13 protein-coding genes are annotated in these 13488 nt (G+C 66.4%); 11 read left to right on the forward strand and 2 right to left on the reverse strand.

The window, feature by feature from the left end; translation table 11 throughout:
• Positions 1-179: 179 nt before the first annotated feature.
• Positions 180-554 (reverse strand): contact-dependent growth inhibition system immunity protein, encoded by a 375-nt coding sequence (locus tag ACZ1JS_RS14020; protein ID WP_465166594.1) that lies wholly within the window; start codon positions 552-554, stop codon positions 180-182.
• Positions 555-667: 113 nt separating this feature from the next.
• Here ACZ1JS_RS14020 and tldD point away from each other — a divergent pair, with 113 nt between their 5' ends.
• The 11 genes from tldD (at position 668) to ACZ1JS_RS14075 (ending at position 12225) form a co-directional block, all read left to right on the forward strand.
• Positions 668-2089, forward strand: a complete 1422-nt coding sequence (gene tldD, locus ACZ1JS_RS14025; protein WP_465166595.1) for a metalloprotease TldD — start codon at positions 668-670, stop codon at positions 2087-2089.
• Positions 2089-2292, forward strand: coding sequence for a putative signal transducing protein (locus ACZ1JS_RS14030; protein ID WP_465166596.1), 204 nt, complete (start codon positions 2089-2091; stop codon positions 2290-2292). The genes tldD and ACZ1JS_RS14030 overlap by 1 nt, the downstream gene beginning before the upstream one ends.
• Positions 2293-2438: 146 nt before the next feature.
• On the forward strand, positions 2439-2777 hold the full coding sequence (locus tag ACZ1JS_RS14035) for a P-II family nitrogen regulator (RefSeq protein ID WP_056458445.1): 339 nt from the start codon (positions 2439-2441) through the stop codon (positions 2775-2777).
• An 11-nt stretch (positions 2778-2788) separates the two neighbouring features.
• Complete coding sequence (locus ACZ1JS_RS14040) at positions 2789-4153, forward strand: ammonium transporter (RefSeq protein WP_345877258.1); 1365 nt, start codon at positions 2789-2791, stop codon at positions 4151-4153.
• 336 nt (positions 4154-4489) lie between these two features.
• Positions 4490-5284: a thymidylate synthase gene (locus ACZ1JS_RS14045; RefSeq protein ID WP_465166597.1), complete on the forward strand. Its 795-nt coding sequence runs from the start codon at positions 4490-4492 to the stop codon at positions 5282-5284.
• The gene (locus tag ACZ1JS_RS14050; protein ID WP_465166598.1) at positions 5281-5760 is read left to right on the forward strand and encodes a dihydrofolate reductase; all 480 of its coding nucleotides are present in this window, start codon (positions 5281-5283) and stop codon (positions 5758-5760) included. Before ACZ1JS_RS14045 ends, ACZ1JS_RS14050 begins: the two co-directional genes overlap by 4 nt.
• 41 nt (positions 5761-5801) lie before the next feature.
• Positions 5802-6998 (forward strand): dipeptidase, encoded by a 1197-nt coding sequence (locus ACZ1JS_RS14055; protein WP_465166599.1) that lies wholly within the window; start codon positions 5802-5804, stop codon positions 6996-6998.
• Positions 6999-7009: 11 nt separating this feature from the next.
• Positions 7010-7936 carry a bifunctional riboflavin kinase/FAD synthetase gene (locus ACZ1JS_RS14060; RefSeq protein WP_465166600.1) on the forward strand — a complete coding sequence of 309 codons (927 nt, stop codon included), beginning with the start codon at positions 7010-7012 and terminating at the stop codon, positions 7934-7936.
• A 443-nt stretch (positions 7937-8379) separates the two neighbouring features.
• A complete protein-coding gene (ileS, locus tag ACZ1JS_RS14065; protein ID WP_465166601.1) occupies positions 8380-11328 on the forward strand; it encodes an isoleucine--tRNA ligase in 2949 nt (982 codons plus the stop codon).
• On the forward strand, positions 11328-11831 hold the full coding sequence (gene lspA, locus ACZ1JS_RS14070) for a signal peptidase II (RefSeq protein WP_465168703.1): 504 nt from the start codon (positions 11328-11330) through the stop codon (positions 11829-11831). Before ileS ends, lspA begins: the two co-directional genes overlap by 1 nt.
• A complete protein-coding gene (locus tag ACZ1JS_RS14075; protein ID WP_465166602.1) occupies positions 11824-12225 on the forward strand; it encodes a DUF3035 domain-containing protein in 402 nt (133 codons plus the stop codon). The genes lspA and ACZ1JS_RS14075 overlap by 8 nt, the downstream gene beginning before the upstream one ends.
• Before the next feature lie 423 nt (positions 12226-12648).
• On the opposite strand, the gene ACZ1JS_RS14080 is transcribed toward ACZ1JS_RS14075, so the two are convergent.
• Positions 12649-13482 carry a TorF family putative porin gene (locus ACZ1JS_RS14080; RefSeq protein WP_465166603.1) on the reverse strand — a complete coding sequence of 278 codons (834 nt, stop codon included), beginning with the start codon at positions 13480-13482 and terminating at the stop codon, positions 12649-12651.
• Positions 13483-13488 lie beyond the last annotated feature (6 nt).

A 13488-nucleotide genomic window follows, 5' to 3' on the forward strand; every position in this document is an offset into this window, starting at 1 on the left:
TCGCCCTTGCCCGTCGACCGACGACGCGGCTTCGCCGCGGCGGTAGAAGGTCCCGCCCCTGTTCCGCACGTCATCCCAGCGCAGGCTGGGATCTCATGGTGATAGCGCGGGACAGGAGCCGGTAGAGACCCCAGCCTTCGCTGGGGTGACGGTATCGAGCGAACAGGCACTTTCGCCAGCTACCGATCCGGCATGTCCTGATTTCTGCGTAAGGCGGTTTCCTTCCGAACCCCTTCCATCAAGCCATCGTAAAGACGGTTCATGAAGTTGCGTCCGTCGATAGGCTTCTTCAGCCGGACGGAAATCAAGAAACCGTAGTACAGGCTGGACCGAACATCGTCGATCGCGCCTTCCGATGCGTTCCAGTCGCGCCATTCGATCAGGAGGGCACGCCTGTGTTCGAGCGAGCCGTCTCGTACGGCGGCGTCGAACGCGCCGGCGAGGGAGCCGTAGAGGATGTCGAAGTCCTGGTTGAAGTAACAGAGAAGCAAATTGGAGAGCAGCGGCCACCGTTGCCCGGCGAGCTTCGCCCGTTCCTGTCGTCTGCGCCCCATGGAAAGAATTCCGCCAGTTCATTCGTGTCGGGACAATCCGTGCGGAGGATCGATAGCATCGAACGGCGATGCGCCCCCATTCCCCCACGCCACCGCCACCCTATATTCCACCGATGACCCCGACCGATCCCCGCTCCTACCTCTATTCCGGCGACCTCGATCCCGCCGCTGCGCTGCGCGCCACGCAGGCGACGCTCGCGAATGCCGAGGATGGCGAGCTCTATCTCCAGTATCGCCGCTCGGAAGCGTTCGGCTTCGACGACGGGCGTTTGAAAACAGCGTCCTACGACACCCATGCCGGCTTCGGCCTGCGCGCGGTGTCGGGGGAGACGACCGCCTTCGCCCATGCCAACGAACTGTCCGAAGCGGCGATCCGCCGGGCAGGCGAGACGATGGCGCTGATCGATCCGGCCAAAGGGGCAAAGGCATCGCCGCCGCGCGGCAACAACCGCCACCTCTATACCGCCGCCGATCCGCTCGACCTGATCCCGTTCGCCGACAAGGTGGCGCTGTGCCAGTCGATCGATGCCGCTGCCCGTGCCCGCGACCCGCGCGTGGTGCAGGTGTCGGCCAGCCTGCTCGGATCGTGGAGCGTGGTCGAGATCGTGCGTCCCGATGGCTTCGTCGCCACCGATGTGCGGCCGCTGGTGCGGCTGAACGTGTCGATCGTCGTCGAATCGAACGGGCGGCGCGAGAGCGGCAGCTTCGGGATTGGCGGGCGCTATCTCTACGACTCGCTGTTCGCGCCCGAGACGTGGAACCGCGCGATCGACGTCGCGCTGGCGCAGGCGCTAATCAATCTGGAGGCGGTCGACGCGCCGGCGGGCGAGATGACGGTGCTGCTGGGCAATGGCTGGCCCGGCATCCTGCTGCACGAGGCGATCGGCCACGGGCTGGAGGGCGATTTCAACCGCAAGGGCACCAGCGCCTTTTCGGGGCGGATCGGCGAGCGGGTCGCGGCGCCGGGCGTGACGGTGATCGACGACGGATCGATCGCCGACCGGCGCGGATCGCTGTCGATCGATGACGAAGGCACGCCGACGCAGGAGAATATTCTGATCGAGGACGGCATCCTCAAAGGCTATATCCATGATCGCCTGAACGCCCGACTGATGGGCGTCGCGCCGACCGGCAATGGCCGGCGTCAGGACTTTTCGCATGCGCCGATGCCGCGCATGACCAACACCTTCCTGTCGGGGGGCAAGGACGATCCCGCCGAGCTGCTGTCGCGGGTGAAGAACGGCATCTTCGCCAAGTCGTTCGGCGGCGGGCAGGTCGACATCGTGTCGGGCAAGTTCGTGTTTTCCTGCACCGAGGCGTATCGCGTCGAGAATGGGCGGATTGGTGCGCCGATCAAGGGCGCGACGCTGATCGGGGACGGGCCGGAGGTGCTGAAGCAGGTGCGCGGGATCGGCAACGACTTCGCGCTCGACGAGGGCGTCGGCATGTGCGGCAAGTCGGGGCAGTCGGTGCCCGCGGGCGTGGGGCAGCCGACGCTGCTGATCGACGGGCTGACCGTCGGCGGCACCGCCTGATGGCGCTGGTCGAGCTGGGTCGCTTTCCGCGCGTCGAGGCGCAGATCATCGTCGGGCGGCTGGAAAGCGAAGGCATTCCGGCGGTCGCCTTCGATGGCGAGGCGAGCATCGGCGACGGCAGCTGGCTGCTGATCCCGGTCCGGGTCATGGTCGATGCCGACGATCTGGACGGTGCCCGGAAGATCGTCGACCAACCTGCCTGAAAAACAGGCAATCGCGCCGCGTTGCACAAATTAACCGCTTGGTAACCATGGTTGCCAGCCGGCAACCCGTTCGAAACCGGCGAAATGCGGTTTGGCACGGAGGTTGCGAGGCGTCCCCTTGAGCAATCATGCGACGAGGGGGCGACATGAAATTAGTCATCGCCATCATCAAGCCGTTCAAGCTGGATGAGGTACGCGAAGCACTGACCGAGATCGGTGTCGCAGGCATGACCGTGACCGAAGTCAAGGGATTCGGCCGGCAGAAGGGCCAGACCGAAATCTATCGCGGCGCGGAATACAGCACCAACATGGTGCCCAAGATCAAGATCGAGGTGGTGTGCGACAGCGACATCGCCGCACGCGTGGTCGAAGCGGTGCAGGCCGCCGCCAACACCGGCGCGATCGGCGACGGCAAGATCTTCGTTCTCGACGTCGGACAGGCGGTGCGCATCCGCACCGGCGAAACCGACCTGACCGCGCTGTGATGGGGGGCATCATGCAACATCCGAAGAAATTGATGGCGGGCGCGGCACTCGGCCTGTTCGCCGCGCTGCCCGCCTGGGCACAGGACGCCGCGCTGCAGGCGCCGGCCGCCGCCGCCGCACCGGTCGCGACGGTGAACAAGGGCGACACGGCGTGGATGATGGTGTCGACCGTCCTCGTGCTGATGATGATCGTCCCCGGCCTCGCGCTGTTCTATGGCGGCCTGACCCGGACGAAGAACATGCTGTCGGTGATGACGCAGATCGGCGCGGTCGCCTCGCTCGCGATGCTGATCTGGGTGATGTACGGCTATTCGCTCGCCTTCGGTCCCGACGTGACCAACGCGACGTTGTCGAACTTCATCTCCAGCCCGGGCAAGGCGTTCCTCGCGGGCGTGACCTCGGCGTCGCAGGCCGCAACCTTCACCGCCGGGGTCGAAATCCCCGAATATGTCTTCATCAGCTTCCAGATGACCTTCGCCGCGATTACCATCGCGCTGGTGCTGGGGTCGGTGGTCGAACGCATCAAGTTCGCCGCGGTGATGGTCTTCGCCATCGTGTGGCTGACGATCACCTATTTCCCGATCGCGCACATGGTGTGGGCGGCCAGCGGCTATTTCTTCAAGGCGGGCGCGCTCGACTTCGCGGGCGGTACCGTGGTCCACATCAATGCCGGCGTGTCGTCGCTGGTGCTCGCCATCCTGCTGGGCAAGCGGCTGGGCTTCCCGACCGAGCGCATGGCACCGCATTCGCTGACGCTGACCATGGTCGGCACCGGGCTGCTGTGGGTGGGCTGGTTCGGCTTCAACGCCGGCTCGGCGCTCGAAGCCAACGGCACCGCGGGTCTGGCCATGATCAACACCTTCGTCGCCACCGCTTCGGCCGGGCTGTTCTGGATGCTGGCCGAGAAATTCTCGGGGCATAAGGGTTCGGCGCTCGGCTTCTGCTCGGGCATCATCGCCGGGCTGGTCGCGGTGACCCCGGCTGCCGGCAACTCCGGTCCGTTCGGCGCGATCGTGCTGGGCGCCGTCGCCTCGGTCGTCTGCTTCTTCGCGGTGACCGTGCTCAAGCCCAAGCTCGGCTATGACGACTCGCTCGATGCGTTCGGCATCCATGGCGTCGGCGGGATCATCGGCGCGATCGGCACCGCGGTCGTCTATGCCCCGTCGCTGGGCGGCCCGGGTGCGGCCGACTACGACATGGGCGCCAAGCTGGGCGTGCAGGTGTTCGCGGTGCTGGTCACCATCGTGTGGGCATCGGTCGGCACCGCCATCGCATGGTTCGTCGCCAAGGCGCTGACCGGCGGTCGGGTCTCGAAGGAAGTCGAACTGGAAGGTCTCGACCTCGGCGAGCATGGCGAGCGCGCCTACAACTACTGAGTTTCTCTACCGGGCGGCGGCCTAGTCCCCTGCCGCCCGGACCACAGTTTCCTCCTGCGGAAAACCCCTGGGCCGGTGCGGCGACGCATCGGCCCTTTTTTTGTTCGGGCTTCGAAGGGAAGAAGATTGGGTTCGCGCGGAGGCGCGGAGGCGCGGAGACGCGGAGGGGTTGCGTTCGAAGGTGCTGTTGCGCGTTAGCGCTCTCTATTCGCCTGCTGGCGGCGGGGATGAGGCCACTGGCGCGGAGGGACCGTGCCGCAAGCACCCCCTCCGCGCCTCCGCGCCTCTGCGCGAACTCCTCTTTCTTCTTCTGCTTTGCGGCTTAAGACGACGACCATGACCCCTTACCTAGAGCTGATGCAGCGCGCCCTCGACCATGGCGTACCGACCGACGACCGCACCGGGGTCGGCACCCGGTCGGTGTTCGGGCACCAGATGCGGTTCGACCTGTCGGCCGGGTTCCCGGTGCTGACCACCAAGAAGCTGCATTTGCGCTCGATCATCATCGAATTGCTGTGGTTCCTGCGCGGCGATACCAATGTCCGCTGGTTACAGGAGCAGCGGGTCAGCATCTGGGACGAATGGGCCGATGCCAATGGCGATCTCGGTCCGGTCTATGGCAAGCAGTGGCGCGACTGGGAGACGGCGGACGGGCGGCATATCGACCAGATCGCCGAGCTGATCCACACCATCCGCACCAATCCCGCCTCGCGCCGACAGATCGTGACCGCATGGAATCCGGGCGAGTTGCAGGCGATGGCGCTCAGCCCGTGCCACTGCCTGTTCCAGACGCATGTCGCGAACGGCAGGCTGTCGTTGCAACTGTATCAGCGCAGCGCCGACATCTTTCTCGGCGTGCCGTTCAATATAGCCAGCTATGCGCTGCTGACGCATATGCTGGCGCAGCAATGCGATCTGGAGGTCGGGGAGTTCATCTGGACCGGTGGCGATTGCCACCTCTACGAAAACCATCTCGACCAGGCGCGCGAGCAATTGGCGCGGACGCCCGGTCCGCTGCCCCGGCTGGAGATCGCGCGGCGGCCCGAGGCGATCGACGGCTATCGATACGAGGATTTCGTGCTGCACGATTATGTCGCACAACCGCATATCAAGGCGGCGGTGGCGATATGATCGACGCGATCCTCGCCCGCGCCGACAATGGCGTGATCGGCGTCGACGGGCGGCTGCCCTGGCATCTGCCCGCCGATCTGAAGCGGTTCAAGGCGTTGACCATGGGCCGGGTGATGGTGATGGGGCGCAAGACGTTCGAGAGTTTTCCGTCGCCGCTACCGGGCCGCCGCCATATCGTGCTGACCCGCGACCGCGACTGGCAGGCGGCCGGGGCGGAGGTGGCGCATGACGTCGATTCGGCACTGACGCTCGCCGGTCCGCAAGCGGCGGTGATCGGCGGGGCGGAGATTTTCGCGCTGCTGTTGCCGCGGATCGAACGGGTCGAACTCACCGAGGTCCATGCCGCGCCGGAGGGCGACGCGGTCGTTCCGCCCTTTACCGGTTGGCATGAAACGTGGCGCGAGGAGCACAGTGCGGACGGAGATCGCCCGGCGTACAGCTTCGTCACATTGCTCCGCACCGCCCCGAACCGCTAAGGGACGCGCCGGCGCCGAACCCGGCGCTGCGGGGACGATCGATGCGGAAGGCGGTTTGGTGGGGCGTCGCGTTGCTGGCGGTTCTGGCGGCTGCCTTTTTCGCGCTGGTGCCCGGGATCGTCGAACGGTCGATGAACCGGGTCGAGCCGTCGGCGGCGCTGGCAAAGCGGATGGCGACCCCGCCCCGCCCGCGCTTCGCCGCGCCGATCGTCGACCTGCATGCCGACACGCTGCTATGGTCGCGCGACCTGCTGACGCGGGCGGCGCGGGGACAGGTCGACCTGCCGCGATTGCAGGAGGGCAATGTCGCGCTGCAGATCTTTTCGTCGGTGACGAAAACGCCGCGCGGGCAGAATTACGACGCGAACGACGGTAACAGCGACAATATCACCCCGCTGGTGATCGCACAGTTGCAGCCGGTGCGCACCTGGGGATCGCTGCTCAACCGGTCGCTGTGGCACGCCACCCGGCTGCGGCGCGCGGCCAACGCGTCGGACGGGCAGTTGCGGGTAGTGACCAGCGCCAGGGAGCTCGACGCGCTGTTGGCGGCGCGGGCGGCGGGCGGGCCGGTGCGGCCGGTCGGCGGCATGTTGTCGATCGAGGGGCTGAACGGGCTGGACGGCAACCTGACCAATCTCGACCGGCTGTACCGCAGCGGGTTTCGCATGGCCGGCCTCGCCCATTTCTACGACAACGAGGTCGCCGGGTCGATGCATGGCGTGGCGAAGGGCGGGCTGACCCCGTTCGGGCGGCAGGTCGTGGCGCGGATGGAGGCGATGGGCATGATCGTCGACGTCGCCCATGCCAGCCATGCCGCGCTGGCCGATGTGCTGGCGGTGGCAAAGCGGCCGGTGGTGTCGAGCCATGGCGGGGTGCAGGCGACGTGCAAGGTCAACCGCAACCTGACCGATGCCGAGGTGCGGGGCATCGCCCGGACCGGCGGGATCGTCGGCATCGGTTACTGGCCGGGCGCGGTATGTTCGACCGATCCACAGGCGATCGCCCGCGCCATCGTCCATGTCCGCGACATTGCCGGAATCGATCATGTCGCGCTGGGGTCCGATTTCGACGGGGCGGTGACGACCGGGTTCGATACGGCATGGGTCGCGCTGGTCGCCGAAGCGCTGCACGCGCAGGGGCTGAACGAGGGCGAGATCGGCAAGGTCATGGGCGGCAACGCGTTGCGCGTGCTGCGCGCGGGCATGCAGCCCCTTTCGTCCGCGCCCGCCGGGCGCTAGGGGGCGACCCCATGCAGCGTCTCGACGGAGGGGCGGCGATTCCGGCGGCGATGCGCGGGGGGATCGTCGCGCTCGGCAATTTCGACGGCTTCCATGCCGGGCACCAAGCGGTGGTCGCCCGCATGGTCGCGCGCGCGCGGGCCGAAGGGCGGCCGGCGATCGTCGCGACGTTCGACCCGCATCCGCGGCGCTATTTCCAGCCGCATCTGCCGCCGTTCCGGCTGACCAGCCTCGACCAGCGCGAGCGGCTGTTCGGCCAGGCCGGGGCCGATGCGATGCTGGTATTCGGTTTCGACGCGGCGCTGGCCGGGCTGTCGGCGGAGGCGTTCGCGGCCGAACGGCTGGCCGGCATGGTCGGGGCGGCGGGGGTGGTGACCGGAACCGACTTCACCTTCGGCAAAGGTCGCAGCGGGGATGTCGCTGTGCTCAGGTCGCTGGGTGCGCAATATGGCTTCGTCGCCGAGACGGTTGCGCCGGTCGGGGACGGACAGGCGGTGGTATCGTCGTCGCGCATCCGCGATGCGTTGCGCGAAGGGCGCCCGCGCGAGGCGGCGGCGATGCTGACCCGGCCGTTCGCTGTCGAGGGGGTGGTCGAACCGGGCGCGCAACTGGGACGGCAACTTGGTTATCCGACGGCGAACCTGTCGATGGGCAAGTATCTGCGACCGGCTTATGGCATTTACGCGGTGACCGGGCGGCTGGGGGATGGGCGGGTGTTGAAGGGTGCGGCCAATCTGGGCATCCGGCCGACGATCGCGGGCGAGCCGATCGAGTTGCTCGAGCCGTATTTCTTTGATTTTTCCGGCGATCTTTATGGGCAGACGATCGAGGTCGCGTTGATCGACTATCTGCGGCCGGAGGCGAAGTTCGAGTCGCTGGATGCGCTGAAGGTACAGATGGCGCTGGACTGCGAGCGCGCGCGGGCGGCGCTGGGGTAGCGGCGGAAGTTGGCGAAGGTGACACGGTTCGTGGATTTGCACGGGCCGTTCGCTTAAGTCTTTTAAATGGCTTGAAGGGCTGGTCCGTCACTTTCGGGCGCGGAAGTTGGCGCCGGTGGCGCTTGGAAGAAGAAATTGGATTCGCGCGAAGGCGCTAAGGACGCAAAGGGGTTGCGTTCCGGGCGAGCCCGGCGGCTCCCACGATCGTTCGTTGTTTGGGCGGGCGGCAGGGTCTCCCGGTCGCGGGACACCTGCCCCGGACGCGACCCCTTCGCGTCCTCTGCGCCTTCGCGCGAACATTTCTGTCCGATGTGGCAGGGAGATCGACAATGCAAAGAACGCCGCCATCCTGACCGGTCGCCGGCATGTAGGAAAGCGCCGCGGTCGCCGCGATATCACCCGCTGGCGTAGCGGCGCGGCATCGGCTAATCGCGGGCATTCCTATGACCGATACGCCCGACACCACGCGCGACTGGCGCGACACCGTCTTCCTGCCGAAGACCGACTTCCCGATGAAGGCGGGCCTTGCCGCCAAGGAACCGGCGATCCTCGACCGCTGGGCGCGGATCGGGCTGTACGAGCGGCTGCGCGCCGAACGCGCGGGGCGCGAACGCTTTCTGCTGCACGACGGCCCGCCCTACGCCAATGGCGACATCCATATGGGCCATGCGATGAACAAGGTGCTCAAGGACATCGTCGTCCGCACCCAGTCGCTGATGGGCAAGGATGCGCCGTACATCCCGGGCTGGGACTGTCACGGCCTGCCGATCGAATGGAAGATCGAGGAGGCGTATCGCGCCAAGAAGCGCAACAAGGACGAGGTTCCCCCGGCCGAGTTCCGCGCCGAATGCCGCGCCTATGCCGCCAAATGGGTCGATGTGCAGAAGGGCCAGTTCCAGCGGCTGGGCATCATGGGCGATTGGGACGACCCGTATCTAACCATGAAGTTCGACGCCGAGGCGACCATCGCCGAGGAGTTGTTGAAGTTCGCGATGTCGGGGCAGCTGTATCGCGGGGCCAAGCCGGTGATGTGGTCGCCGGTCGAAAAGACCGCGCTGGCCGAGGCCGAGGTCGAGTATGAGGATGTCGTTTCCACTCAAATTGACGTGGCATTCGAGATCGTCGATGCGCCGAATGCACCGGAACTGGTCGGCGCGCATGCGGTGATCTGGACGACGACGCCGTGGACGATTCCGGTGAACCAGGCTTTGGCTTATGGGCCGGACGTTGAGTATTCGGCTGTTCGGGCTGGCGATCGAGTGTATTTGCTCGCCACCGAATTGGTCGCTTCGGCTCTGGGCCGATATGGCAGCAGCCCGTGGCTCTCTAATGGTTCCGGCTGGTCGATTGTCTGGTCAGGTAAAGGCTCGGACCTCGCCGGCGCAACCGCCCGTCACCCGATGCACGCACGCGGCGGGTTCTTTGCCAAGCCGCGTCCGCTGCTGCCGGGCGACTTCGTTACGACCGATGCCGGTACCGGCCTCGTCCATATGGCGCCCGATCATGGTGAGGACGATTTCGAGCTGTGCAAGGCGCATGGCATCGAACCCGTGTTCGCGGTGCAGGGCGATGGGCGGTATCGCGACGACTGGGCATGGCTGGGCGGCGAAGGCAGCGTCATCAACCCGAAATTCGTTGCCGCCGGGCGTGGCGGCAAGCTGGAGGAAGGGCCGATCTGTCGCGACCTGCGCGAAGCGGGCGCGTTGCTGGCGGCGTCGGACGACTTCGCGCACAGCTATCCGCATAGCTGGCGGTCGAAGGCGAAGGTGATTTTCCGGGCTACGCCGCAGTGGTTTATTCCGATGGACCGGAGCGCCGTCACCAGGAACGTCGCCCCAGCGCAGGCTGGGGCATCTGTCGGCGATGCGGGCGATCCGTTGCTGGCGAGCGTCGGCTTGGAATCGCTTGAGACCCCAGCCTTCGCTGGGGTGACGGGTGGGGCCGGGGTGGCGTCTGCTTCGTCGAATGGCGCTACGCTTCGTGAAATCGCGATGGATGCGATCGCGCATACGCGGTTCGTGCCGGAGAAGGGGCGCAACCGGATCGGGGCGATGGTGTCGGGGCGGCCGGACTGGGTCATCAGCCGGCAGCGCGCCTGGGGCGTGCCGATCGCGCTGTATGTGCACCGGGCGACCGGCGATTACCTCCGCGACGAAGCGGTCAATGATCGCATCCTGGCCGCCTTCCGCGAGGGCGGGGCCGATGCGTGGTATGCGGCCGATCATCAGGCGCTGCTGGGGTCCGATTACGACCTCGCCGACTATGAGGTCGTGACCGACATTCTCGACGTGTGGTTCGATTCAGGCTGCACCCATGTCTTCACCATCGAGAAGCGCTTCGGCGAGGGCACGCGGGCCGACCTGTATCTCGAAGGGTCGGACCAGCATCGCGGCTGGTTCCAGTCGTCGCTGCTGGAGAGTTCGGGCACGCGGGGGCAGGCACCGTACAAGGCGGTGCTGACCCACGGCTTCGCGCTCGACGGCAATGGCCGCAAGATGTCGAAATCGCTCGGCAATGTCGTCGATCCGTTGAAGGTGATCGGCGAATCGGGCGCGGACATCCTCCGGCTGTGGGTCGCGCAGACCGATTATTTCGAGGATGTGCGGATCGGCAAGGAAGTGCTGGCCGGCACCGGCGATACCTATCGCAAGCTGCGCAACACGTTCCGCTATATGCTGGGCGCGCTCGACGGGTTCGGCGAGGAGGAGCGGGTTGCGGTCGCGGCGATGCCGGGGCTGGAACGCTATGTCCTGCATCTGCTGGGGCAGCTCGACACCGAATTGCGTAGTGCGGCGGAAGCGTTCGAGTTCAACCGCTATGCCCGCGCGCTGACTGACTTCGCCAACGAGGACCTGTCGGCCTTCTTCTTCGATATCCGCAAGGATTCGCTCTATTGCGACGCGGCCGACGACGTGCGGCGGCGGGCGTATCGCACCGTGCTGGACATATTGTTCCACGCGCTGGTCCGCTATGCCGCGCCGATCCTGGCGTTCACGGCGGAGGAAGTGTGGCAGGCGCGCTTCCCGAGCGAGGACGGGTCGGTCCATCTGCTCGAATGGCCCGAATTGCCGCATCTGCCCGCCGACCAGCCGCTCGGCACCGAATGGGCCGATGTGCGGCGGTTGCGCCAACAGGTTACCGAGGCGATCGAGCCGTTGCGTCGAGCCAAGACGGTGCGTTCCAGCCTCGAGGCCGAGGTCACGGTGCCGACGCTGCCGTTGCCGACGGACGAACTGGCCGAGCTGTTCATCGTGGCGAAAGTCGGCGAGGCCGATGGCGAGATCGCGGTGACGCGGACGGCGGAAGCCAAGTGCGGGCGGTGCTGGCGGCACCTGCCCGATGTCGCGACCGACGGCGATCTGTGCGGGCGATGCGCGAAGGTGGTGGCGTGATGCGAAAGATGGCGATCGGGATCGCGCTGCTCGTCTTCGCGGTCGACCAGTTGGTGAAATACTGGGTCACCGGGCCGATGGGCATCGACTATCCCGGCGCCGAACTGAACGTGCTGCCGATCTTCACGTTACGCTTCGTGCAGAATTTCGGCGTGTCGCTGGGGCTGTTGCAGGCGGGGAGCGAGACCGCGCGCTGGGCATTGGTGGCGATGACCGCGCTGATCGCGACCGGCGTGGCGGTGTGGATCCGACGCGAGACGCAACGCCCCGAGCTGATCGGGCTGGGGCTGGTGCTGGGCGGGGCGCTGGGCAATATCGTCGACCGGGTGCGCTTCGGCTATGTCGTCGATTATGCCGACCTGCATGTTTTCGGCTACAGCCTGTTTCTGGTATTCAACATCGCCGATGCGGCGATTTCGATCGGCGTCGTGATCCTGCTCGTCCGGGCATTGTTCACCCCCAAGCCGAAGACCGATGTTCCTGTGGAGAAGGCCAATGCGTAAGTTCATCATTCTCGGCAGCCTGGGCCTGATCCTTGCCGGGTGTCAGGGCAATGCCCTCAACCGGTCGCGCCCCGACGAGTTCGCGGTCGCACGACAGGCGCCGCTGGTGATCCCGCCCGATTATTCGCTGGTGCCGCCGCAACCGGGCGCGGCGCGTCCGCAGGACACCGCCGCGTCGACCCAGGCGATGCAGGCGCTGTTCGGTGGCCCGGCCCCGCGCAGCGCGACCGAGCGGCTGACGCTGGAACAGGCGGGCAATGCCGATGCCGATACCGGTATCCGTTCGGGCGTGGCCGATCCGAACACCAATGTGATCGACAAGGGGGCGACGACCCGCGACATCATCGCGGCGCCGGCGGGCGATGGACAGACGGCGCGGACGACCACGCCGTAAGGGTTTGCGGTTTGGTTAAGGAAAAAGGCCGGCTGCCCGAGGGGGCGGCCGGCCTTTTTCCTTGTGTTCTCCCCCTCCCCGTTCGCTTCGAGCCTGTCGAGAAGGCGGTGCCACAAGCGACCCCGTTCTCGACGAGGGGCGGGTCGGATTGTCCCCCGGACAATCCTGAACCATGCGGGGCATGGTTCACCCGACCCTCTTCTCGACAAGCTCGAAGCTGCTTGAACCGAACGGGATGACGGGAGGTGCCAAAGGCCGCTTGCGAACCTGTGTTTCGCCCCTACCAGCAACGTCACCCCAGCGCAGGCTGGGGTCTCCCGGGACAAGGGTGTCCTGCTATCCGCAGGAGATCCCAGCCTGCGCTGGGATGACGTCGGGATGGACCGCAGTCCGGTTGGCGGGCGGCGTTCCGCCCGCCCCCGATCAGAACGCCGCGGTCAGCGATACCACGACCGTGCTCGCCGCGATCGGGCTGCCGTTGGTGGTCTTGCTGAAGTTCGGCTCGATATAGGCCGACTCGGCGCGCGAGATGTCGGTGTCGACATAGGCGACGCCCAGCGTCAGATTCTTGTAGGTATAGTCGGCGCCGATCAGCCAGTCCCAATATTTGCCGGTGGGGGCAAGGCTGGTGCCGTTGGGGCCGAGGCCGGGATTGCCGTCCGAATAGCCGATATGCGCCTTCAGCGTCACCGGGGTTTCGGGGATGCCGGCGGCGGCGTCGCCCGACAGGTACAGGTTCTTCTGACGGCTGCCGTCGCCCGCGACCGGCGGCGTGGCGGAGGCGGTGAAATAGCCGAGCGAGGTCTGCTTGGGCGCGTAGAACACCCCGGCGGTCAGCGTGGCGGGACCGGCGGTGCCCGACAGCTTGCCATAGAATTCGACGACGTCGGTTTCGTCGGCACCGCCCGGATAGGTGTACCAGGTGACGCCGGCATCGACGGTCGCGGTGCCGAAGGTCTTCTTGTAGCCCGCGATCAGATCGAGTTCGAGATTGGCGCCGCCGAACGTGCCCCAGCCGGCGAGATTCGAACCCCAGGTGCCGATATAGACGCCGCTTTCATGGGCGATGGTGATGCCGCCCTGTACCGCCACGTTCTTGTCGGTCTGCGACACGCCGCGGAAACGATAGTCGGAGGCGACGCTCGCGCTGCCGCTGATCGTGATCGGTTCGGGCGGGGCGGTTTCCTCCTGCGCAAAGGCAGGCATCGCGGTGGTGGCGGCCAGGACGACGGCCGGAAGGAAGGTCGAGAATCGCATCGTAAA

It is taken from the genome of Sphingomonas sp. BL-S-05, assembly GCF_055521695.1.

Bases quoted from the DNA above. Each gene is read 5' to 3' on its own strand.
- ACZ1JS_RS14020 (WP_465166594.1), bottom strand. From the start codon at position 554: ATGGGGCGCAGACGACAGGAACGGGCGAAGCTCGCCGGGCAACGGTGG.
- ACZ1JS_RS14055 (WP_465166599.1), top strand. From the start codon at position 5,802: ATGCGGAAGGCGGTTTGGTGGGGCGTCGCGTTGCTGGCGGTTCTGGCG.
- ACZ1JS_RS14030 (WP_465166596.1), top strand. From the start codon at position 2,089: ATGGCGCTGGTCGAGCTGGGTCGCTTTCCGCGCGTCGAGGCGCAGATC.
- ACZ1JS_RS14035 (WP_056458445.1), top strand. From the start codon at position 2,439: ATGAAATTAGTCATCGCCATCATCAAGCCGTTCAAGCTGGATGAGGTA.
- ACZ1JS_RS14060 (WP_465166600.1), top strand. From the start codon at position 7,010: ATGCAGCGTCTCGACGGAGGGGCGGCGATTCCGGCGGCGATGCGCGGG.
- ACZ1JS_RS14075 (WP_465166602.1), top strand. From the start codon at position 11,824: ATGCGTAAGTTCATCATTCTCGGCAGCCTGGGCCTGATCCTTGCCGGG.
- ACZ1JS_RS14040 (WP_345877258.1), top strand. From the start codon at position 2,789: ATGCAACATCCGAAGAAATTGATGGCGGGCGCGGCACTCGGCCTGTTC.
- tldD (WP_465166595.1), top strand. From the start codon at position 668: ATGACCCCGACCGATCCCCGCTCCTACCTCTATTCCGGCGACCTCGAT.
- ACZ1JS_RS14080 (WP_465166603.1), bottom strand. From the start codon at position 13,482: ATGCGATTCTCGACCTTCCTTCCGGCCGTCGTCCTGGCCGCCACCACC.
- ileS (WP_465166601.1), top strand. From the start codon at position 8,380: ATGACCGATACGCCCGACACCACGCGCGACTGGCGCGACACCGTCTTC.
- ACZ1JS_RS14050 (WP_465166598.1), top strand. From the start codon at position 5,281: ATGATCGACGCGATCCTCGCCCGCGCCGACAATGGCGTGATCGGCGTC.
- lspA (WP_465168703.1), top strand. From the start codon at position 11,328: ATGCGAAAGATGGCGATCGGGATCGCGCTGCTCGTCTTCGCGGTCGAC.
- ACZ1JS_RS14045 (WP_465166597.1), top strand. From the start codon at position 4,490: ATGACCCCTTACCTAGAGCTGATGCAGCGCGCCCTCGACCATGGCGTA.